The sequence below is a fragment of the Hymenobacter cellulosilyticus genome, from assembly GCF_022919215.1.
GTDB lineage: Bacteria > Bacteroidota > Bacteroidia > Cytophagales > Hymenobacteraceae > Hymenobacter > Hymenobacter cellulosilyticus.
On sequence record NZ_CP095046.1, the window covers coordinates 3,809,108 to 3,829,622 of the forward strand.

At 60.1% G+C, this 20,515-nt stretch carries 19 protein-coding genes and 1 pseudogene; 7 read left to right on the forward strand and 13 right to left on the reverse strand.

Annotated elements, in window-relative coordinates; all coding sequences use genetic code 11:
- Window positions 1–197: 197 nt before the first annotated feature.
- From MUN79_RS18785 to MUN79_RS18810, 6 genes are all read right to left on the reverse strand, one after another.
- Complete coding sequence (locus MUN79_RS18785; RefSeq protein ID WP_244674144.1) at window positions 198–455, reverse strand: rhodanese-like domain-containing protein; 258 nt, start codon at window positions 453–455, stop codon at window positions 198–200.
- A gap of 11 nt (window positions 456–466) precedes the next feature.
- Complete coding sequence (locus MUN79_RS18790) at window positions 467–619, reverse strand: hypothetical protein (RefSeq protein ID WP_244674145.1); 153 nt, start codon at window positions 617–619, stop codon at window positions 467–469.
- Window positions 620–804: 185 nt separating this feature from the next.
- A complete protein-coding gene (locus MUN79_RS18795) occupies window positions 805–1,122 on the reverse strand; it encodes a BRCT domain-containing protein (protein ID WP_244674146.1) in 318 nt (105 codons plus the stop codon).
- A gap of 16 nt (window positions 1,123–1,138) precedes the next feature.
- Complete coding sequence (gene ligA / locus MUN79_RS18800; RefSeq protein WP_244674147.1) at window positions 1,139–2,947, reverse strand: NAD-dependent DNA ligase LigA; 1,809 nt, start codon at window positions 2,945–2,947, stop codon at window positions 1,139–1,141.
- A gap of 386 nt (window positions 2,948–3,333) precedes the next feature.
- On the reverse strand, window positions 3,334–3,849 hold the full coding sequence (locus MUN79_RS18805) for a DUF4920 domain-containing protein (RefSeq protein ID WP_244674148.1): 516 nt from the start codon (window positions 3,847–3,849) through the stop codon (window positions 3,334–3,336).
- Between the two features lie 62 nt (window positions 3,850–3,911).
- Window positions 3,912–4,751: a TapB family protein gene (locus MUN79_RS18810; RefSeq protein ID WP_244674149.1), complete on the reverse strand. Its 840-nt coding sequence runs from the start codon at window positions 4,749–4,751 to the stop codon at window positions 3,912–3,914.
- A gap of 210 nt (window positions 4,752–4,961) precedes the next feature.
- Here MUN79_RS18810 and MUN79_RS18815 point away from each other — a divergent pair, with 210 nt between their 5' ends.
- The 4 genes from MUN79_RS18815 to MUN79_RS18830 all read left to right on the forward strand — a co-directional run bounded on the left by MUN79_RS18815 (window position 4,962) and on the right by MUN79_RS18830 (window position 6,330).
- Entirely contained in the window at window positions 4,962–5,207 is a 246-nt protein-coding gene (locus tag MUN79_RS18815) for a hypothetical protein (protein WP_244674150.1), read from the forward strand.
- Window positions 5,200–5,547, forward strand: coding sequence for a hypothetical protein (locus MUN79_RS18820; RefSeq protein WP_244674151.1), 348 nt, complete (start codon window positions 5,200–5,202; stop codon window positions 5,545–5,547). The genes MUN79_RS18815 and MUN79_RS18820 overlap by 8 nt, the downstream gene beginning before the upstream one ends.
- 136 nt (window positions 5,548–5,683) lie before the next feature.
- Window positions 5,684–6,115 (forward strand): hypothetical protein, encoded by a 432-nt coding sequence (locus MUN79_RS18825; RefSeq protein ID WP_244674152.1) that lies wholly within the window; start codon window positions 5,684–5,686, stop codon window positions 6,113–6,115.
- A 14-nt stretch (window positions 6,116–6,129) separates the two neighbouring features.
- Complete coding sequence (locus MUN79_RS18830) at window positions 6,130–6,330, forward strand: hypothetical protein (protein WP_244674153.1); 201 nt, start codon at window positions 6,130–6,132, stop codon at window positions 6,328–6,330.
- 137 nt (window positions 6,331–6,467) lie between these two features.
- On the opposite strand, the gene MUN79_RS18835 is transcribed toward MUN79_RS18830, so the two are convergent.
- Window positions 6,468–8,666, reverse strand: coding sequence for a T9SS type B sorting domain-containing protein (locus MUN79_RS18835; RefSeq protein WP_244674154.1), 2,199 nt, complete (start codon window positions 8,664–8,666; stop codon window positions 6,468–6,470).
- 153 nt (window positions 8,667–8,819) lie between these two features.
- Between MUN79_RS18835 and MUN79_RS18840 the strand changes: the two genes are divergently transcribed.
- Window positions 8,820–10,823, forward strand: coding sequence for a M1 family aminopeptidase (locus MUN79_RS18840; protein WP_244674155.1), 2,004 nt, complete (start codon window positions 8,820–8,822; stop codon window positions 10,821–10,823).
- 77 nt (window positions 10,824–10,900) lie between these two features.
- Here MUN79_RS18840 and MUN79_RS18845 read toward each other — a convergent pair whose 3' ends face one another.
- Window positions 10,901–11,530: a hypothetical protein gene (locus MUN79_RS18845; RefSeq protein WP_244674156.1), complete on the reverse strand. Its 630-nt coding sequence runs from the start codon at window positions 11,528–11,530 to the stop codon at window positions 10,901–10,903.
- A 119-nt stretch (window positions 11,531–11,649) separates the two neighbouring features.
- On the opposite strand from MUN79_RS18845, the gene MUN79_RS18850 reads away from it, so the two are divergent.
- Window positions 11,650–12,117, forward strand: coding sequence for a hypothetical protein (locus tag MUN79_RS18850; RefSeq protein WP_244674157.1), 468 nt, complete (start codon window positions 11,650–11,652; stop codon window positions 12,115–12,117).
- A gap of 12 nt (window positions 12,118–12,129) precedes the next feature.
- Here the strand turns inward: MUN79_RS18850 and MUN79_RS18855 are convergent, their stop codons facing one another.
- The 3 genes from MUN79_RS18855 to MUN79_RS18865 all read right to left on the reverse strand — a co-directional run bounded on the left by MUN79_RS18855 (window position 12,130) and on the right by MUN79_RS18865 (window position 14,643).
- Window positions 12,130–12,570 (reverse strand): DUF2147 domain-containing protein, encoded by a 441-nt coding sequence (locus tag MUN79_RS18855; RefSeq protein ID WP_244674158.1) that lies wholly within the window; start codon window positions 12,568–12,570, stop codon window positions 12,130–12,132.
- Between the two features lie 123 nt (window positions 12,571–12,693).
- Complete coding sequence (locus MUN79_RS18860) at window positions 12,694–13,134, reverse strand: DUF2147 domain-containing protein (protein ID WP_244674159.1); 441 nt, start codon at window positions 13,132–13,134, stop codon at window positions 12,694–12,696.
- Window positions 13,135–13,779: 645 nt separating this feature from the next.
- Window positions 13,780–14,643 carry a C40 family peptidase gene (locus MUN79_RS18865; RefSeq protein WP_244674160.1) on the reverse strand — a complete coding sequence of 288 codons (864 nt, stop codon included), beginning with the start codon at window positions 14,641–14,643 and terminating at the stop codon, window positions 13,780–13,782.
- Between the two features lie 220 nt (window positions 14,644–14,863).
- Between MUN79_RS18865 and MUN79_RS18870 the strand changes: the two genes are divergently transcribed.
- Window positions 14,864–16,663, forward strand: a complete 1,800-nt coding sequence (locus MUN79_RS18870) for a M61 family metallopeptidase (RefSeq protein ID WP_244674161.1) — start codon at window positions 14,864–14,866, stop codon at window positions 16,661–16,663.
- Window positions 16,664–16,739: 76 nt separating this feature from the next.
- Here MUN79_RS18870 and MUN79_RS18875 read toward each other — a convergent pair whose 3' ends face one another.
- Together MUN79_RS18875 and MUN79_RS18880 are read right to left on the reverse strand one after the other, a co-directional pair.
- A complete protein-coding gene (locus MUN79_RS18875) occupies window positions 16,740–18,308 on the reverse strand; it encodes a S8 family peptidase (RefSeq protein WP_244674162.1) in 1,569 nt (522 codons plus the stop codon).
- 200 nt (window positions 18,309–18,508) lie between these two features.
- A pseudogene (locus tag MUN79_RS18880) lies at window positions 18,509–20,451 on the reverse strand (KUP/HAK/KT family potassium transporter).
- Window positions 20,452–20,515 lie beyond the last annotated feature (64 nt).

The following is a 20,515-nucleotide window of genomic DNA, read 5'->3' on the forward strand; positions in this document are numbered from 1 at the left end:
TACACCCGTTTCCTTGCGAGCAGCACGGAGCCAGCCGTCCTCCGAATTGTACTGAGGCTCCTTAAATAAAAAGCCCTTTATCGGTGGTTCGATAAAGGGCTTTCTAGTAAAAGAACGAGTCGCACTACGCAGAGGACGCGTGGCTCCGTGCTACGCGCAAGAGCAGGCGACTTACAGTCTGACAAGGACGGTGTTAATTACTCTGTCTTCACGCCAGCCGCTTTCAAATCCTTATAAGCGCCGGCGTTGACCAGCTTGCGGAAGCCTTTCTCCTGCATCAGAACCGAAGCTTTGCCGCTGCGGTTGCCGGAAGCGCAGTAGAGCACGTAGGTTTTGGTCGTGTCCAGGCCGGCCAGCAGGGAAGGGAAGTTGGGGTCCCGGAAGTTCAGATTTTGGGCCCCACGTAGGTGGCCGGTACTGAATTCCTCGGGCGTGCGCACGTCCAGCACCACCACATTCCGCTTCTTCAGCAGCTTCTGCGCTTCGGCCGGGGCGTGATGGGGCGACTGGGCACCGTCTGGGCTGGCTGGGTTGCGGCAGCAGACGGAACCTGGGCAAAGGCCGAAGGAGCACTGAGCAGCACGCTGAACACGGCCGCCGAAAATAGAAAGCGAAGCATACGCAAGAGAGGCAGGGAGAAGAGTCAAACTAGCCAACCGGCGGCGGACGCAAATCGTGCGGGCAGGGGCCGAACAACCGTGAGCCGGGGTGGGAATAGACCGGCTTGCAGCAAGGCGCGGTCCGGCTCACGGTTGGTGCCAAATACCACCGGAACAGTGGTTTCAGCCGCTAAAATAAGGAAGCTTACTTACCTAAATCGTTTGCAGTGCCCGTGGGTGCCGAAAAAGTCTCAGTAGAGGCCGTTTCCGCGCTGGAATCGAGGTTTTGCGGGGCCAAAACTTCATCCTCATCCGCAGTCTGGGTCTCAGTTGGAATCATGGCCAGCAAATCGGTTTCGGAAATGATGGGCACTTTAAGCTCCGTCGCCTTTTCGCGCTTGGCCGGGCCCATTTTGTCGCCGGCCACCAGGTAGCTGAGCTTCTTGCTGATGGAGCCCGTAATCTTGCCCCCGTTCTGCACGATGAGCTGCTGCAGCTCCTCGCGGCTGTGCTGCTCAAACACCCCGACAGCACAAAGGTCAGGCCCGCCAGCCGGTCACTGACGGCCTGGGGGCTTCCCCGGTCAGGGCCAGCTCCACGCCGGCCGTGCGCAGCCGCTCAATTAGCTGGCGGTTGGCCTCGTTGTGGGCCCAGGCAGCCAACGACTCGGCAATGACGCCGCCTACTTCGGGCACGGCACCCAGCTCGGGCGCGGCGGCCAGCATTATGGCGTCCATGCTGCGGTAGTGGGCGGCCAGCTTTTCGGCCACGGTTTCGCCCACGTAGCGGATACCCAGCCCAAACAAGACCCGGTCGAAGGGCACTTGCTTACTGGCTTCAATGCCGTTCATCAGGTTCTGGATGGATTTTTCACCCAGGCGCTCCAGGCCGGTGAGCTTCTCAACGGAAAGGTCGTAGATGTCGGCCGGGGTGCGCACCAGGCCCAGGTCGAAGAAGCGGGCCACGGTTTCGGCGCCCAGCCCGTCGATGTTCAGGGCCTTGCGCGAAACGTAGTGCTCCAGCTTGGCCTTGAGCTGGGGCGCGCAGCCCGTGTCGTTGGGGCAGCGGAAGTGGGCCTCGCCCTCGGGCCGGATCAGCGGGGTACCGCAAGCCGGGCACTCAGTTGGGTACTGAATGGGTTGGCTGCCTTCGGGGCGCTGGGTCAGGTCGACGCCGGTAATTTTGGGAATGATTTCCCCGCCTTTCTCCACGAAGACCATGTCGCCCAGGCGCAAGTCGAGGGCGGCAATCTGGTTGGCATTGTGCACCGAGGCGCGCTTGACGACGGTGCCGGCCAGGGGCACGGGCGTGAGCATGGCTACGGGCGTAACGGCCCCAGTGCGGCCCACCTGGTACTGAATGCTGTTGAGGCGGGTGCGGGCGGCCTCGGCGGGGTACTTGTAGGCAATGGCCCAGCGCGGACTCTTGGACGTGAAACCCAGGGCTTCCTGCTGCTGGAAGTCATCGACCTTAATCACGATGCCGTCGGTGGCCACGGGCAGTTCGAAGCGCTTTTTCTCCCAGTGGTGGATGAAGTCGAGAACTTCCTCGATGCTGTGGCATTTGCGCCAGGTGTCGGACACGGGCAGGCCCCAGGCTTTGAGGGCTTCCAGCGAGGCGCTGTGGGTAGGAAATACGCCGCGCACCGGGCTCAGGAAGCTATAGGCAAAAAAGCGCAGGCGGCGGGCCGCTACCAGGGCCGAGTCCTGGAGCTTCAGGGTGCCGCTGGCCGCGTTGCGGGGGTTGGCCAGCAGGGCCTCGCCATTTTGCTCGCGCTCCTTGTTGAGGTCGTCGAAAACGGGCAGGGGCATGAAAATCTCCCCGCGCACCTCAAATTCGGCGGGCTGGGCCGGGCCTTCTGCCCGTAGGTGCAGAGGCAGGTTCTTGATGGTGCGCACGTTGCTCGTGACCACGTCGCCGCGGGTGCCGTCGCCGCGCGTCACGCCCTGGGTGAGCTGGCCGTTTTCGTAGGTCAGGCTCATGGCCACCCCGTCGAACTTCATTTCGCAGACGTAGGTGAATTCGGCACCTTCCAGGCCCCGGCGCACCCGCTCGTCGAAGTCGCGCAGATCGGCTTCGGAGTAGGTGTTGCCCAGGCTGAGCATGGGGTACTTATGCGGGGCCGTCGGGAACTGCTTAGTGATGGTGCCGCCCACGCGCTGGGTGGGGGAGTTGGGCAGAGCCAGCTCGGGGTATTGCTTTTCCAGCTGTTGCAGCTCAGCCAGCATCTGGTCAAACTCCTGGTCGGTGACTTCGGAGGTGTCCTGCTGGTAGTATTGGTGGTTGAGGTAGTGCAGCCGCTGGGTGAGGGCCGTGATTTTCTCCTGGATGGCGGTAGTATCGGGCATGGGGCAAAAGTAACCGGGTTCGGGGAGTGTACGCAGTCTGGGTGGAAGTTTACGTGGGAAGGGCGAAAGTAGCAACGCATGCCGACGAGCTGGCAAGGGCGTCTGCCGAGGTGGCAATAGCTTGTGACTAGGTGGCAAGGCGCTGTAACGAGGTGACATTGCGCCGTGACCAAGTGACAATAGCCTGTAACCGAGTGACAATAGCTTGTGACCGGGTGTCATTGCACCGTGACTTGGTGTCAATGACTCGTGACCAGGTGACAACGGCTGCTGCCCAGCTGACAATGAGTAATAACCGCGTGTCAAGCCCTAGTAACTGAGCGACAACAGAAAAGGCGGCCCGCAGGGGCCGCCTTGAAACCAGGTGTGCAACCTGTAGCGCCGGGTTACTGCTGCACCAGCACGCCGTCGGCCTCGAAATTGAGCTGCTCCTCGGGCTGGCTAATGGCGGCTACTTCCTTCGCCGACTTACCCGCGTCCTTGGCGTAGTGCTGCAAATCCTCGACGGGCACTACTTCGCGGTGGGCCCAGCCGTTGATAACCACGGTTTTGCCGCTGATGTCTTTGGGCACGAAGAATGCGTAATCCTTGAAGCGCACCCGCATGGCCTTGCCCTCGGCGGTGGTTACGGTGAGCCAGCAGCCTTTCGCCTGACACACCTCGGCGGCGGTGCCCACCAGCTTCACCTGGGCCGAATCCTGCTCGCCGAGCACCTGGCGCAGCTCACTCATGGGCCGGGCTCCGTCGGCGCTAATAGCTGCGCCGTAGGTTTTGCCGGTGATGGCCGTAGTGCCCGTTTGCTGAGCCGGGGCTTCAGCGGTAGTTTCCGAGGTTGCGGGCGAGGATTGGCAGGATGCCAGGGAAAGCAGGCCGGCGGCTAGAGCAAGGTGCTTGAAAGTCATGGGGCAAAGACAAAAAAAGGGGCCGAAGATTCGGCCCCTAAACTAGCAGTTTTCCCGGAAGTCTACTGCCCCTGCCCACTGTTGACGACGGCCAGGGTGCGGGTCTGACTTAGCTTGCCTTTCTTGTCGTACACCTCAGTTTTGACGATGCCCATGGTAGGAGAGTAGTAGTCGACCACTTTATACGTAGTGCGCATCACGATGTCCTTCCGGGCCTGGGTGGCATCCTCGTGCTCAGATTCCACCTTGTAGCAGGAAAAGGTGCCGGCCGGGGTTTGCACCGGGGCCGGGCCGCTGACCACCTTGCGCTTGCGCACCATGCTGCTGACCCGGGCAATATCCACCACCGAGCTGCTGACTTCTACCTGGCTGCCGCCGGCGGGCAGCTCGGAGCCTACTGAGGGCTGGTGAGGCCAGCCCAGGGCCACCGGGGTGTAGGCAAATTTCCGGTCCCGGAAGGAGCGGATGCTTTCGGGCTTAAACTCGCTCATTCCATCCACGAAGCTTGTGTCCTGCCGGCAGGAAATGGTAAGGTCCTGCATGTTGAGCAGGCGGTTTTTAGGGTCGTAGTGGCCGCTCTTGAGCAGCACTTTGTGGGTTTCAACGGTTTTCTTCTTGTTCATCTCCGAGCTCAGGCTCACCACCCGCATGCGCACTTCCCCGTCGGGCTTGCCATTGGCCGTGGTCAGGCGGTACACCCGCTCGTTGTTGTCGGTGAGGCCGAAGGGGTGGTGGCAGTCGAGGCCGGTGGCGGCCAGCGCTACTTCCGGGGCCGTAGCCGACGCGACGGGGCGGGTGGCCGTATCGGGGGCGGGGCGGGCTACCTGGGCCCAGAGCGGCGAGAGCGGCAACTGGGTCAGCAGCAGGGGCAGGAAGAAGCGAAAGGCGGGAAAAGCAGACATGGCGGGAGAAGGTGAACAGTAGAAGCGGAGCCTGGGCAACATACGCAGGCTTCTTTATTTAGATTTGCGCCAGCTAGGGCAAACGGCCTGCCAAGCTTGGTGCCGGCCCGGTTGGGCTAGTACCGTAGCGCCCGGGCCTGTAACTTGCGCGGCCCGGGTACGTTTGCCCGGTAGCATTTCCCTTTCATTTACCTTTTTCCTTTCCTTCCCATGGCTGATTCTTCCCAATCATCCGGCAGCTGGGCCGATACGGCCGCTTCGCTGCTGTCCAAGCTTTCCGGCGGCGTCGAGCTGAACCTGGCCTTCGACCAGATGGAGCTGCAGGTGCCCAACCCCCAAAACCCCGCGGGGCCGGCCGCTACCTGGCGCCTGAACGGCTCCCTGCGCATCCGCACCCGCGGCGAAAACCCCGCAGCTCCCCAGTTGCCATCGGCCAAGTCGGAGCCCCTTGGCTAGCGGCCTCGACATCGAGGCGCGCCTGGTCGTGAGCATGGACGGGGACGATATCCAGATTGCCGGCTCGGGTTCGTATCTGATTGTGAACCTGCCCAGCCAGCGCGTGCTCGACAAGCTCACCAGCGGGCCACCCAAGCCGCCGGGCCCCAAAAAGCCCAAGCCCGCCAGCAACGGCCCCGACCCCTTGCAGCAGCTCAACGACCTGGCCCGGCAGCTGGGTCTGATCCTGGATTTGCGGGTGGCTGGCAAAACCTACGTCACCTTCGGGGCCAGCCGCACGCCCAAGATTACGCTCAACGCCGTGCTGGGAAAAATCGGCTCGTTTTTTCGCCCCGATTAACCCGAAATAAGGCCGGCCAAGGAATAGTATTTTGCGTATCTTGCTAAATAGCCACTAGCGCCGTTGGTGAGGTCGAGTACGGAACTTATGGCTCGTGGATTGGTTTGCAAAACGTACTCTGCTCCCTCCTGACCCGATGATGAATTCCGACAAAGAACGCAAAGACAAAGTAGGTGCTGGCCGGCCACCTTCCGCCTTTACCCGTATCGAGCGGGTGCCGCCGCTGCTCATGCTCCTGTACCTGGCGATGGTCGGCATTTCCGTGATGTTCGTCATTCTGGTGGCAGCCTACATCCAGACCCGTCACCTGAACGGCGCACCCACCGGCGTGCACCCCTTGCCGCGCTATTTCTCCCTGAGTACCATTGTTCTGCTCGTGAGCAGCTACACGCTCAGCCAGGCCCAGCGCATCTACCGCTCCGACGATATGCGCACCCTCACGCGCTGCCTGGGCGCCACGCTGCTGCTGGGTAGTATCTTTGCCGGCCTCCAGATTCTGGGCTGGCGGGAGCTAAGCACCCAAGGCATTTTCTTTAACGGGGGGCTAGTGGCACCTACATCTATCTGATTTCGGCGTTGCACGTGGCTCACCTGCTGGGCGGCATGCTGTTTCTGCTGGCCCTGATGCTACGCACCATGCACGCCTCCCGGGATGCAGTCCGCTCGTTGGTATTTATCCGGGACCCGTACCGCCACCGGCAGCTACGGATGCTTAATATCTACTGGCACTTCATAGATGCTCTCTGGGTGGCCTTGTTCGGCGTTTTTCTGTTCCTGTATTAGGCTGTAGAGGAGCTGTAGTAAAGCTTGCGGCCCTTGTGCTGCGGCAGTACTGCTGCTGATTGTATTGATTCATAAAAAAGCCCCGGTGCGTGATTCGCACCGGGGCTTTTTTATGATGATCAAAGCCGTCCTGGCTGCTACGGCGCAATGGTTACGGTGCCCTTAAAGCTCTTGTCGGTGTACTCAATCAGCAGGAAGTAGACCCCGGCCGGCAAGCCGCCCCCGTCCCACTTAAAGGTGCGGTTGGTGGTCTGGTACACCAGGTTGCCCCAGCGGCTGAATATTTTGATGTTGGCCAGGCGGGAGTCGCAGAAGTCGGGGGGCAGGGTAGGGAGCTCGAAGAAGTCGTTGAGCTGGTCGTTGTTGGGCGTAAAAATGTTGGCCGGCATGAAGTTGGGCGCCTGGGGGCGCACTACCTCAAAACGCATCTTCTGGGTTACCGGTACGGGCCGGCAGGTCGATTCCTGCAGCAGGAAAGTCACTTCCGTTATTTCGCGCTGGGCCACGGTGCAGCTTGGGTCCCACTCGAAGGTGGCAGTGGCCTTACCAGGGCCGTTGCGGGCGGTAAAGCGCATGCCGGCTTCGGCCAGGTCTATGCCATTGGCCGTGGCCGAGAGTACCAGCGCGTCGTTATCGGCATCCAAGCCTTCGAGCGTGAGCGTGTAGGGTTCCCCCATGCGGTGGCGGATGACTGGGGCCGCATCGGAAGCCGTCAGGATAGGAGGCGTATTGGCGTAGTTGATCTGGATGGGTACCACGACCGGGGCCGACACCTGACGCTCGTCGCAAGGGGTGGCAGCGGCCGTAAATTCAAATTCGTAGAGAAACTTGTCGGTAGGCGGGCAGGGCACGCGCCAGGAGAACGTGCCGCGGACCTGGGGCCCTGTCGAATTTTGCACCATGGTGGCCCCCACGCTGCCCGGCGTAAAGCCCTTGCCGGTCATTTCCAGCGCTACGTTATCGGAATCAGGGTCCTGGCCCAGTACCTGGAAGGTCACCAGGTCGCCGATGCGCACGTTCAGCGGCAGCGTGGGGCCGGCTGTCGTCGTCACCACGGGCGGACTGTTCGGGTCGGGTACGCTGGTGAAGGCCACCCGCACCGTGTCGCGTTTGGGCAGACTGCAGCCGTTATCGGCCACAATAACGTCGAGCAGATACACCTTGCCTTTCGTATCGAGGCACTTGGAAAAGCACATCTCCGAAATCAGGGTGTCCGGGGCGCCGGCCGTCCGCACCATGCCCTGCGACAGGGAAAAGGTGGGCAGCGGGGTCGTGAAGTTTACCGGGCGCATCGACAACGTAAGCCGGGAAGTAGGATCGGGGTCGGTGAAGCGCAGCTTGAAGCACCGGTTGCCGGGTGCCATCTGCAGCACATCCTTTTCGGGCTGGTAGGGCCGGTTGGTGCCGGGCATGTACACGTTTACCTTGGGCTTGATATTGCGCGGACAGTCGATAACCTGGAGCTGGAAGTCGCGGCGCACCTCGCTGATCTTTACTCCTTTGCGGTATTCCGAGCACTTGATGCCGAATACGTGCAGGCCGAGGTTGCTGGGCCGCACTTCCAGCCGCCCGCTGAAGCGGTTTACCGACAGGGCCGGGGTGCCGGGAATCTGGTTGAGCACGTGCAGGCCCGGTATCCACTGGATAGGGCTGTAAGGCTGGGGCTCGGCCTGGACGGGCTTGGGCAGGGTAGTATTGGAGTGTCCGTTTAGGGGCGTCGAAAGCTCATAAACCAGCGAGTCGCCATCTACGTCCTGGCCGCCGAAGTCGTAGTAGAACAGCTCGCCGCGGCAGGCATAGTCGCTCAGGGGCGGAAAAATGCGGGGCGTCGAGTTGATAAACGGCTGCCCGTTGCGCACCACGGCCGGAAACTCGAGGTAGTAGGTCTGGCCGGCGTCGCCGGGGTTGCGGATGTTGCGGATACTGTTGTTGCGGCAGCACCGCTCCACGGCCGCGTAGTAGCCCGTAGGGTTGGTGTACTTGTCGGCGGGCAGCGTAATCAGGCTGCTGTACTGAATGCGGCGGGTAGACAGGATGGGCAGGGTACAAGCAATATCCGAGTATACCACCGACGTATTGGCCACCAGCGGCAAGTTCAGGTTCTGCATGCGCCGGTCGGTACCCTTCTCGAAGATGCCCACCGACAGGTCACTGTCCAGGGCCCCGGGGTTGCCGTACACGGCGTCGAAATACAGGTTCAGGTTGATGCGGTAGGTGCTGCCCGACTGGTATTGCAAGTCCAGCTCACCGCCCACGATATGCGTAGCGCGGCCCGGAAAAGCAGCCAGCGCCAGCAGGAGCAGGACGGGGAAAAAGCGGAGTAGAAAACGTGGCATAGACGACGGGGCTAAGTGCTGTCGAAAGATACAAAACCTGCGGCCTCGGCCCCAGCGTTTCGCCCGGAGTTTGCGGCGCGGTACGTATCTTAGCTGCACTTATTTCCGGGGCCGCGTTAGTCGCCCGGATGGCATCCATTTTTCTAGTTCTGCATGCGCCGTATTCTTTACTCCTTACTAGCCAGCGGTCTGCTGGCCGGAGCCGCTCAGGCCCAGATTCCCAGCTACCGGCCTCGGCCGGCCGACCTCGACGGCACGGCCGCGCGCAGCTGCGCCCTGACCCACCAGCGTGCGGCCCTGCGCCAGCCCGCCACCACCGTGACTCACCGCCGGAAGATGGAGCGTTATGATGTCAAGTATTATAAGCTCGACATTTCCCTGGAAAACAACTCGCGCAACGTCGGCGGCTCAGTCCGGATGCAGGCCCGCAACGGGGGGCAGAGCCTCGATTCCCTGGCTTTTGAGCTATATCCGACCTTCACGATTGACTCAGTGGTGGTCGAGGGCAAAAAGGTGGTGGGTACCCGCCGAGCCCTTGGCGACGTAACCGTGCGTCTGGCCCAGGCCATACCGGCTAATTCCCTGTTCAACGCCTACATCTACTACCGCGGTACGGCGCCCAACGGCAACTCGGCCGCCATCGGCAACGCCCTCGATACGGATGTGGACCCGGACTATGGCACCCCCGTTACCTGGAGCCTGAGTGAGCCCTTCAACGCCTACGAGTGGTGGCCCTGCAAACAGGTGCTCACCGACAAAGCCGACTCCTCCGACGTATGGGTTACCACATCCAGCCTTAATAAAGTGGGCTCCAATGGGGTTTTGGAGCGCGTTTCGGCCCGGCCCAACAATAAGAGCCGCTACGAGTGGAAGTCCCGCTCCCCGATTGCCTACTACCTGATTTCGGTGGCTGTAGCGCCTTATGTGGAGTACGTGAACTACGCCAACCCCGTCGGCGGCCCCCGCATTCCCATCGTCAACTACGTCTACAGCACGACTGCGCTCAACGATTACCGCACCGAGATTGACCGCACCCCGGGCTTTATTGAAAACTTCTCCAATCTGGTAGGGCTCTACCCGTTTGCCAAAGAAAAGTACGGCCATTCCATGGCTCCCATTGGCGGTGGCATGGAACATCAGACCATGACCACCCAGGACGGGTTCAACTTCACGCTCACGGCCCATGAGTTGTTTCACCAGTGGTTCGGCGACAACGTGACCTGTGCTTCCTGGCAGGATATCTGGCTCAATGAGAGCTTTGCTTCCTACGGGGAATACCTTTCACTCAATGCCTTTTCGACGGCTGCCCAAGCCCGCAGCTGGATGGACAATGCCCACACTACAGCCATGCAAAGTGCCGGCGGCAGCGTGTACGTGCCCGATACTACCAACGTGAACCGCATCTTCAGCTACCGGCTCAGCTACAAGAAAGGTGCAGCCGTGGTACACATGCTGCGCTACGTGCTCAACGATGACGTGAAGTTCTTCCGGGCCCTGCGCACCTACCAGTCGCGCTTCGCGGGCAGCACCGCCCGCACGACCGACTTACAGCGCATCTTCGAGGCCGAAGCCGGCGTGTCCCTGGATACATTTTTCCGCCAGTGGTACCGCGGCGAAGGCTACCCAACTTTCAACGTGCGGTGGAACCAGGTGGGCAGTTCGCTCTACCTGAAAGCTACCGAAACCGTGTCGGTGCCAACCGTGACGCCCTTCTTCGATACCCAGATTGATTACAAGATCAACTACAGCAACGGCACCAGCCAGACCGTGCGCCTGCGTCAGAGCCAAACGGAAACCTCCTTTACCGTGCCCGTAGCCGCTACCGTTACCAGCATTCAGGTCGACCCCGACCAGTGGCTGCTCAACGGCAACGGCTTCGTCAGCCGCGACAATGCCTTGTCTACCAAAGCAGCCGCCACGGTGCTGCCCCTGGCCGTGTACCCGAATCCGTGCCGGGAAGTGCTGCAACTAGGCAGCCTTACGATGCGCACGGCCCAAGCCGTAGTATCGGACATGACCGGGCGGGTAGTACTGCGTCAGACAGTAGGAGCGGCTCAGACTACGCTCAACACGGCCGCCCTAGCCCCGGGCATCTACTACCTGCAGGTAACCACGCCGGAGGGCGAAGTTTCCCTGGCCCGCTTCGTGCGTGAGTAGATTTGGACCTTGCTTCCAACAAAAAGCCCCGCTGGACATCCGGCGGGGCTTTTTGTTGGGGTATTCGCCTGGTTTAGTTACTTATAGTATTGCTTGATGAGCTTCTGGACCTGGGGCGGAGCTGGCGGCAGGTTGAACAGTGTATCCATCAACGCATCGAATGGGGCAGCAGGCGTGAAAATGGTGTCCTGGTAGGGGTTGGCAAAAAACCGGATAAAACCTGGCTGCCCGTTGATGCTGACCAAATCCACCGTCACGTTGCCAAAGCGTTGGTTGCAGCGGCCGGTGGCGGTGCAGTCGTTGGGCTGGGGCTTGAGAAAGTGCTTTTCAATGCACTCAGCGTACCGCTCGTGTTTCACGAAGCGCTTGTCCGACACGGCCGCGTTGTAGCCCAGGCGCATGACCTGGTCCCGGATAAAGTCGAAGAGGTGACGAAAGTTGCCGGGCCCAATGCTGGGGTCGTAGAAAAACAGCGCGCCTTGCCGGGCTTCATCCCGAATAAGCTGTACCCGCAGCTGCTTGGCGCACACGCCGGTTTTTTGGAAATGGTAGGCTTTGAAAAAAGGCCCCATCCAGTTGAGATACACCTGCTGGGCCACCCATTGCTCATGGGCCCGCAACTGGGCCGCGGTACGGGTAAGGGGCTGCCAGTTGGTAGGCCCTGCCGCACTTCGGCCGGAGAATATCTTCTTGAAAAAGGAAAGCAAGGGAGAGGGGATTTTGGTCTTAAAACACTAGGGCCCCCAAATAGTTTTTGGAAGACAGGCAGCCCCGGCCGCCAAATCCGGGTCTTTGACTTTCTATACTACCGTTGCCGCTACTTTTTATGACTACCAAACAACGTACCGCTCTTAAAAAACAATTGCTCTCGGAGTGCCGCCGCGTGCAGCAGCTCAAGGCCGATAACGCCCGCCAGGCCATGCTCGATGTGCAGGAAAGCGCCAAGGAAAGCCAGGGCGCGACGGAAGACAAGTTTGAATCGTTTCGGGAGGCCTGCCAGATCCAGCGCGACCTGTTTGCCCGCCAGCTCGATGAGGCCCTGACCGGCCTGCAGGCTTTGCAGCGCGTGCCGGAGGCCCGGCCGCCCAAAGACCAGCCCGGGGTAGGCAACGTCGTAGTTACCGATTCCCAGCGCTTCTATATCTCCGTGAGTCTGGGCGAAATCAAGGTAGAGGGAGAACCTTACTTCGCTATTTCCGCATTTTCCCCACTCTACCAGGCCATGGCCGAGAGCCGCGTGGGTGAAACCTTCAGCTTCCGCGGCAAGCCCTACCGTATCGAGGAAGTATTTTAGCAGCGGACGGGGCTACTTTACCCGCATCCAGTAGTGGGAGCGGCCAATCAGCGAGAAGCCGATGTAGCCTTTTACCTCCAGTTTGTCCTTGCCGGCCAGGCTTAGGTAGCAAGAATAGGTGTGCCCGTTGGTCGGGTCATAAATTTGCCCGTCTTCCCAACGGTCGGAACTGGAATTATAGCGCAGGCCTTGTAGCACCGGCATATTCTGCAGCGGGGTGGCGCGCTTTTCCGGGTCCGGGTTGCGCGCATCCAACTTGGGCCGCCCAGTGGTGGTTTCCTGAGGCTCCTTTAGCCACACCAGTTTGCCGCACAACAATTCGCCGCAACGGTAGATTTCAATGTGAGATTCGCCCGTGTCGTCGGCCCAGATGCCGAGCGGTACGGTGGCTTGAGCGGCTGCTTCCCACGAGCAAACCAGGCAGAAAAGCAGACTTAGGAGAAAGGTTTTCAAGGCGAGAGGGAGTGGACCGCCTAAACCCCGGTTGGCCGGGGAAGGTTTCCGGCTGGAAGGTAGCAGAAAAAAAGCGACGCCCCGAAAGGAGCGTCGCTTGACTTTTTTAGAACCGGCCGTGGGTTATTTCACCCGGGTCCAGGTCTGGGATTTGCCAATCAGCGAGAAGCCGATATAGCCTTTTACTTCCATGGTGTTGGCATTAAGCACTTTCATGTAGCAGGAGTAGGTTTTGCCATCTTCCGGGTTGTAGATGGTTCCGTCGTCCCACTTATTCTCGCTGTCCTTTTTGAAGTCTTTCATGAAGACCAGGCCCAGGCGGGGGCGGTTGCGCAGCTTGGGCTCGGGGTTCTGGGTGTCGAGCTTAGGCTTGCCGGTAGCCGGGTCGTTGGGCACAGTCAAGGACACGATTTTGCCGTAGAGCTTGTCGCCTTGCTGATAGATTTCAAACGTGGCCTTCTTTTCCTCGTTGGTCCAGATACCGAGGGGAGAGAGTTTTTGGGCCGACGCAATGCCCGTAAAGCTCAGCAATAGGGACAGGCACAGGAACAGGGTTTTTTTCATGGGAAATGAGGGTGAGTGGGATATTGACGCGAAAAAGATAGAAGAAAACTCTGAAATACGCGGCATGCGTAAGAGTTTATCCGCTGAGCCGGCTGATTGCAACTTTGAGGCCAAGGATAGAAAGCCCAAAAAATAGCCGCCGCAAGCAAATTATTCCCGAAAAAAAGCTCCTGATGCTCAGTAGTATGGCTAAAAAGCTTCGCAAGCCGGCTAAAAAAAGCGCATTCTGTTTTGAACCATCCCGACCTCTATTTACTTTAACTGCCAGTAGTGAGTGCTACGACCCCATCCAAGCAGCTCTAAGGTGCTGAGTAGCGCCGATGGGGATGTCGGATCTAAAGAAAGGAGGTACAAAATGTCTAGTAGTCCCAAACAAATCCTGCCAAGCCTGTCGAATGTAGTTCGCTTCACCGCCGAACGCGCTTAACAACAGCTTTCGCGCGGAACCTTTGTTAGCCCTTCAGGGCGGGTTCCCGCATTCTGGCAAGGTCTTACTCAAAGGATGACGGGGCTGTACCCCAGACTCGTCGCTTGGTAAGATTTGAAGGATTAGATACCCGGTTCGCCCAGCAGCCTCTCTGTGAGGTTCTGCATAGGCGGCCGGGTATCGTTTTTTCTGGTGGTTTGGTGAGCGAGCCTGCGCCGTTAGTTCTTCTTGGGAGCTACCGGCTTTTTTGTGCTCGTTTTTTTAACAGGGGCCTTGGGTGCAGGCTTGCGCGCGGCCCCGGACTTGGCCTTGACTTTCAGCTTCGATGGCGTTGAAGCAGCCGACTTTACTACGGTCTTGGCTTTGGAGCGGCGTAGGGGCTGGCGGTGCACTTTCGGAGGCGCTACCACCAGCTTAGTGGCTACCTGGGGCGTTTTAGGCTTGAGAGTGGCAACCGGAGCTACCGGGCTTGCCCCAGCCTTGTCTGGCTTGGAAGCAGGTACGGCCCCGTCCAGCACCCGGCGGATACCCATGAAGCGCCGCTCGTAATCGGTGCCTTCTACCTGGCTAATTTTCACGCCCGACTCCCGGCGGGCCGACGACGAATGAATAAACCGCAGCGGCTCTCCTGGGTCGGAGATGATGATGCCCGCGTGTCCGGGCGTTGTCGAGGTTTTGGCTGTGCCGGTGAAAATAACCATGTCGCCGCGCCGGGCCTGCTCCCGGGGTACTGCCCGTCCGGCATCGATGAGCAGGGCCGTGGAGTGGGGCACGGCTATGCCCACGTGATTATAAACGTACATCAGAAAGCCCGAACAGTCGAAGCCGCCGGTGGGCGTGGTGCCTGCATACGTGTAGGGCGAGCCCAGCTGCTGCATGGCAAAGTCGATGAGACGGTCGGCGCCGGGCAGCTCCCCGGCCACTGGAGCAACCGCGGGCATGGTATCTGAAACAGCCCGAGCGGGCACGCTGGGGCCTACTACGGCCAGGGTGCGGCCAGGCGACGTGTGCACGCGCTGCCAGCCGAAGAAGGCCAGTATTGCGGCGGCCAGGGTAAGAAAGGCAAGCCAGACGTAACGCATAGGATCAGTAACGAAGGCACTAGGAAGTAGTCCGGGTGCCGCACTGCCCTAACGGTGGAGCTCGGGTGCGGGTTCCTGCCGTTTTTACAGTGGCCTAACCCAGCAAGGCGACGGTAGGGTTTGGTTTCGGCGCTATCTTGCAACCCCGGGCGTTTTTTCGTGTCGGGGAGGTGGCGCCTGTTGCCTGTAGTTCCTTTCCTTACTCACTCCCATTTTCCGCATGATGCATTCTTATTTCCGCCGGCTACTGGCCGTAGCGGCGGTCCTGCTGCTGAGCCAGTTTGCCCCGGCTCAGGCAGCTTCCACGCTGCGCTACACCCTCTCGATGCCAGCCCCGCAGACGCACTATTTCGAGGTCGACATGGCCCTGGGCGGCTTCAGCAAGCCGTACACGGATGTGAAGATGCCCGTGTGGGCGCCGGGTTCGTACTTAGTACGCGAATTTGCCAAAAACGTGGAAGGCTTCGAAGCCAAAGCCGGCTCGGAAGCCCTACGTACCGAGAAAATCAGCAAGAACACCTGGCGGGTATACCACCCCAAGGCCAAGGACTTTACGGTGCACTACCGCGTGTATGCTTTCGAGCTGAGCGTGCGCACCAGCTTTATCGACGCGGCCCACGGCTACCTGAACGGCACCAGCGTGTTTATGTACCCGGCCGAAGGACAGCAGTTGCCCAGCACGCTCACGGTACAGCCGGCCCAGGGCTGGACCCAGGTAACGACTAGCCTGAAGCCTGCTGGCGGAGCTTTCACGTTCCGCTCGGCCAACTACGATGAATTGGCTGATTCGCCCATCGAAATCGGGACGCACAAGGTGCTGAGCTTTGAGGCCAACGGCACGCCCCACACCATTGCCATGTTTGGCAACCCTCAGTACGACGAGGCCCGCCTGCTCTCCGATATGAAGCGCACCTGCGAGGAAGCGCACCGGGTGGTGGGCCAGAACCCGCTGGACCGTTACGTGTTCATCATCCACAACATTGACCGGGGCACCGGTGGCCTGGAGCACCTGTTTTCGACCACGCTGTCGGTTTCGCGCAACGCCTACAGTTCGGAAGCGGGCTGGAAAGGCTTTCTGGGACTGGTAGCCCACGAGTATTTCCACCTCTGGAATGTGAAGCGCATCCGCCCCGTGGCCCTGGGGCCGTTCAACTACGACGCCGAAAACTACACCCGCATGCTGTGGGTGAGTGAAGGCGGCACCGAATACTTCAGCAACCTGATTGTGCAGCGCGCCGGCTTTGTAACGCCTGAGGGCTACTTGGCCGACCTGAGCAACGGCATTGGCCGGGTAGAGAATACCCCTGGCAACAAGCAGCAGGCCGCTGCCGAGTCGAGCTTCGACGCCTGGATCAAGTATTACCGGCCCAACGAAAACTCGCAGAACACGGGCATCAGCTACTACGACAAAGGCGAGGTCATCGGGGCCGTGCTGGATCTGATGATCATCAACGAAACCAAGGGCCAGAAAAGCCTTGATGACGTGATGCGCTACCTCTACGACCAGTACTACAAGAAATTGGGCCGGGGCTTTACCGACGACGAGTACCAGGATGCCGTGGCCAAAGTCGCCGGCCGCCGCTTCGACGACTTCTTCCGCAAGAACGTGTACGGCACTGAAACCCTGCCCTACAACACGGCCCTAGGCTACGCCGGCCTGACCCTGACCACCACGCCCGTATCGGCGGATGCTTCGCTGGGTGCCAACGTTAGCACCGCCGGTGGCAAATTCACGGTGACCAGCGTGGTGCGCAACGGCAGCGCCTGGCAGGGTGGCCTGAGCGTGGCCGACGAAATCCTGGCCATCAACGGCAACCGCATTACCGACGACCCCAACAAGTTGCTGGTCGGCGCCCCCGCTGGGGCCACTATTACGTTGCTCGTGAACCGGGACGGACAAATCAAGGAGCTCAGCCTGCCGCTGGTAGCCAATGCCACCCAGCGCTACCGGATTGAGAAGCTGCCCAGCCCCTCGGCCGCCCAGCAAACGGTGTTTAACAAATGGCTACGCACTAAATAAGCCCGTACGCCAGCAAACACAAAAAGGCCGCGGAGACTCTCTCCGCGGCCTTTTTGTGTTCAATAACCAAGCTGGGCTACAGCGGTAGTCCACCCACGGCGGCGCCCACATTCACGCGGCCCCAGCCGAAACTGCTGCTGCGGGCGTTGCGGTTGCTGCTGTTGGCCACCAGGCGGCTCATAATCTGGGCACGGGTTTCGGAAGGGTAACGCGACCAAACCACGGCCGCCATACCCGCCATGCTGGCCGTAGCCACCGAGGAGCCGCCTACGGTGCTGGGCGCGTCGCCGCTCATGGCCAGGGTCAGGGCCCGCCGGTCGTTGCTGTTGCGCTGCATCACCACGCTGAACTCCACGTCGGCCCCGGTGTGGCACTCGTCGCAGCGCGAAGTCAGGTCCTCCTTCAGACCGGTAACGGCCACAGCCTCGGGCAGGGAAGCCGGGTAGATGACGCCCACCCAGCCGGCGCTCCAGTCGAAAGAAGTGCCGGCGGCGCAGAAAATGAGCTTGCCCTGGCCGTAGGCGTAGCGGATAGCGTCAGTCATCTGCGAGGATGAAGTCAGGCGGCCCATGCTCATGCTGATGATGCGCACGTCGGCGCGGTTGCCCGCCAGAATATAGGCATCCGACACACCTTTTACTTCCCGGCTGCCGTCAATAAACACGTCCTCGGCCGCCCGGATGGTTACCAGGTTGGCATTATAAGCCACGCCCACCGAGGCGCCGTCGGTACCCCGGGGCGCGGCGGCAGCTCCCGCCATGCTGGTGCCGTGCCCGCAGCCGTCGTTGGGCGTTTCGGCGTCGCCGTAGGGAATGCCGAAGATGGAGTTACGGGGCAGCGTAACCAGCCGCTCGATGGTACGGCCCGAGCTCAGGCCCTGGTTGAAGGCCGAACCCAGGTTTTCCTGGGCGTCGGAGCTGCCCGAGTCGATAATGACAATCTTGACGCCTCGCCCGGTGCTCTGGCTCCAGCTGGCCCGGATGCCGTGGTACTGGTCGGCCTGGTTCCAGCTGGACTTGCTGCCGTTGCTGAGCGTGGTGTAGTCGGAGCCGGCCACGAGGCCGGCGGTGGCCGTGTTGCTGCCACAGCCGCTGCTGCTGAGCACGGCCGCGCCTTTATTAGCCGTGGTAGTTGGCCGGTTGGGCTCGTAGCCCATGGGCTCGGCGTAGCGCACCAGCTTGGAGGCCCGCAGCCGCTGAATGGTACTCAGCTCCCGCACGGTCACGTCGAGCACGGGCAACACGTTTTCCTGGTAGGCAATCAGGTCATTCAGGGTCAACTCAGGGCGGGCTTTGCGCTCCTCGGCCAGAATCAGGGCCAAAACCTGCTCCCGAGCTTTTTGCCAGGCGGGGTCCGTAGCGGCGTTTTCGGGAATGGCTGTGTTGCAGCCGGCCGGGTGGTAGCCTACCGACAGCACAAAGTCGGAGCGGGTAAGGGCGCTCCACACGAAATGGGGCGTGGCCTGGTTCCAGTCGAAGATGCCGGTTTGGTTGAGCTTCTTGATGATCTGCTCGTCGAGCTGCTGGCTGCTGAGCGCCTCTTTGGGGTTTTCGGCGGGCTGGGGCAGCACTTGCTCATCGGCCTGCTGCTGGCAGCCCGCAAGAAGCAGCCCGAGCAGGGCCGCAGGTAGGGTAGTGGTACGCATAACGTTGTGGGTGTTTGGGTTGGAAAGAACAGAGCACTAAGCGAATGGACGCAAAACATAGGTCAAATACAATATGCTGCTAGCATAACTTTTTTGGCTCCCGGCTCGTAGCCCACACCCCGTGAAAACAAAAAAGCCCTGCTTTGCACAAGCGGGGCTTTTTTGTTTTGACCAATTCTTTCGACGGCTGGCAAGTATTCTTACATTACCCGTTTCAGGGCCACGTCGCGCACGGGCGTAATCACCAGCGGCACTTTCTCCACTTTCACCGAAGAGGTGTCGAGGCCGAAGTACTTGTCTTCCGAGGCAATAAACTGCTTGATATAGAAGTACGCCTGCATGACCAGCTTTTCGACCACCGGGAAGTCGTTTTCCACCGAGAGGAACTTCTCCAGCACCACGAAGCGGAAGTCGCCGGTCACGTGCTGCTTGCTCAGGGACTCGTAGCGGGAAGTAATATCCACTTCGCGGTTGCGTACCAGGTCTTCCACCACCTTGCGGAAGTAGAGGTTGATGCGCTGCTCTACCCGGAAGCCCAGGCGGAAGGTGATGCGGAACGCGTCGTCGGGGCCAGCTCCACCACTTTATATTCCATGGTGTAGGGCTCGTCGGTGGTATCTACGTGCACAAACCAGTAGATATCCGCCCGCTTGGGGCGCTTCTGGAAGATGGAGTAGATGATCTTGCTCTCGATTTCGGAGGCCCGCTCAGCCGAGGTCATGAACACCAGGTGGGTAGCGTATTTCGGTACCGACTCGTCGTTGCTAAGCTCCTTGAGGGCGTCCATGTAGGGGTCAATCTTGACGAATTCCGTCAGGCGGCGCTTGATGTAGTAGGCCCGCAGCCAGACGTACATCACCCCGATAAGCGTGGAGCCGATGGCCAGGGAAACCCAGCCGCCGTGGGGAAACTTAATCAGATTGGCTACCAGGAAAGAGCCCTCAATCCCGCCGTAGATGGCCGCAAACACGACCACAATTACCAGCGGGACCCGCTTGGAGCGCAGCCACACCGTAAGCAGCAGCGTAGTCATGAGCATGGTCAGGGTAATGGCCAGGCCATACGCGGCTTCCATGTTGGACGACTCGCGGAAGTACAGCACCACCCCGATGCAGCCCAGCAGCAGCAGGCGGTTCATGCTGGGCACATAGAGCTGGCCCTTCACGTCAGTAGGGTAGTTGAGCTTCACCTTGGGCCACATGTTGAGGCGAATAGCCTCGGCTACTAGCGTAAAGGAGCCCGTAATCAACGCCTGGGAGGCAATGATGGCGGCAATGGTAGCAATGCCGATGCCGATGAGCAGAAACCAGTCGGGCATGAGCTCATAGAACGGGTTGCGGCCCGCCAGTTGCTGGCCCTGGTGACTGAGCAGCCAGGCGCCCTGTCCGAAGTAGTTGAGTACCAGACAGGTTTTTACGAAAACCCAGCTGATGCGAATGTTGCCTTTACCGCAGTGGCCCAGGTCGGAGTACAGAGCCTCGGCCCCGGTGGTGCACAAGAACACGGCTCCCAGCAGCCAGAAGCCGCCCGGATATTCCACTAGCAGCTTGTAGGCGTAGTAGGGGTTTACCGCTTTCAGAATGGTGGGGTTTTGGGCAATCCAACTTACGCCTAGCACGCCCAGCATGCTGAACCACAGGAACATAATGGGTCCGAAGGCCTTGCCGACAATCTGGGTGCCAAAGCTTTGCAGAAAAAACAGCGCCGCAATGATGGCAATAACGATGTAGACAATTACGTCCTGGCTGAGGTGCGGGTAAACCTGCTTAAGTCCTTCAATAGCCGAGGAAACCGAAATCGGGGGCGTGATGACGCCGTCGGCCAGCAGGGCCGCCCCGCCGATAATGGCTGGTACTGTAAGCCAGGTAGCCCGGCGGCGCACTAGGGCGTAAAGTGAGAAAATACCGCCTTCCCCGTTGTTGTCCGCGTTCAGCGTGAGCAGCACATACTTGATGGTGGTTTGCAGCGTGAGCGTCCAGAGTACGCAGGAGATGCCGCCCAGCACCAGGCCCGGGTCGATCAGCTCGGGCACAATGGCTTTCATTACGTAGAGCGGCGAAGTTCCAATGTCACCGTAGATAATCCCGAGGGCAATGAGTAAGCCAGCAGTGGAAATGGCGGTGTGCCGATGTTTGGCGTCCATGATAAGGGAAAAAGAGAAGCTTGCCGTTAAATAAAAGAGGGCAAAGGTAGGGCAAACCTCCTAA

Bases quoted from the DNA above. Each gene is read 5' to 3' on its own strand.
- MUN79_RS18790 (WP_244674145.1), bottom strand. From the start codon at position 619: ATGCTTCGCTTTCTATTTTCGGCGGCCGTGTTCAGCGTGCTGCTCAGT.
- ligA (WP_244674147.1), bottom strand. From the start codon at position 2,947: ATGCCCGATACTACCGCCATCCAGGAGAAAATCACGGCCCTCACCCAG.
- MUN79_RS18805 (WP_244674148.1), bottom strand. From the start codon at position 3,849: ATGACTTTCAAGCACCTTGCTCTAGCCGCCGGCCTGCTTTCCCTGGCA.
- MUN79_RS18810 (WP_244674149.1), bottom strand. From the start codon at position 4,751: ATGTCTGCTTTTCCCGCCTTTCGCTTCTTCCTGCCCCTGCTGCTGACC.
- MUN79_RS18815 (WP_244674150.1), top strand. From the start codon at position 4,962: ATGGCTGATTCTTCCCAATCATCCGGCAGCTGGGCCGATACGGCCGCT.
- MUN79_RS18825 (WP_244674152.1), top strand. From the start codon at position 5,684: ATGATGAATTCCGACAAAGAACGCAAAGACAAAGTAGGTGCTGGCCGG.
- MUN79_RS18835 (WP_244674154.1), bottom strand. From the start codon at position 8,666: ATGCCACGTTTTCTACTCCGCTTTTTCCCCGTCCTGCTCCTGCTGGCG.
- MUN79_RS18840 (WP_244674155.1), top strand. From the start codon at position 8,820: ATGCGCCGTATTCTTTACTCCTTACTAGCCAGCGGTCTGCTGGCCGGA.
- MUN79_RS18850 (WP_244674157.1), top strand. From the start codon at position 11,650: ATGACTACCAAACAACGTACCGCTCTTAAAAAACAATTGCTCTCGGAG.
- MUN79_RS18860 (WP_244674159.1), bottom strand. From the start codon at position 13,134: ATGAAAAAAACCCTGTTCCTGTGCCTGTCCCTATTGCTGAGCTTTACG.
- MUN79_RS18865 (WP_244674160.1), bottom strand. From the start codon at position 14,643: ATGCGTTACGTCTGGCTTGCCTTTCTTACCCTGGCCGCCGCAATACTG.
- MUN79_RS18870 (WP_244674161.1), top strand. From the start codon at position 14,864: ATGATGCATTCTTATTTCCGCCGGCTACTGGCCGTAGCGGCGGTCCTG.
- MUN79_RS18875 (WP_244674162.1), bottom strand. From the start codon at position 18,308: ATGCGTACCACTACCCTACCTGCGGCCCTGCTCGGGCTGCTTCTTGCG.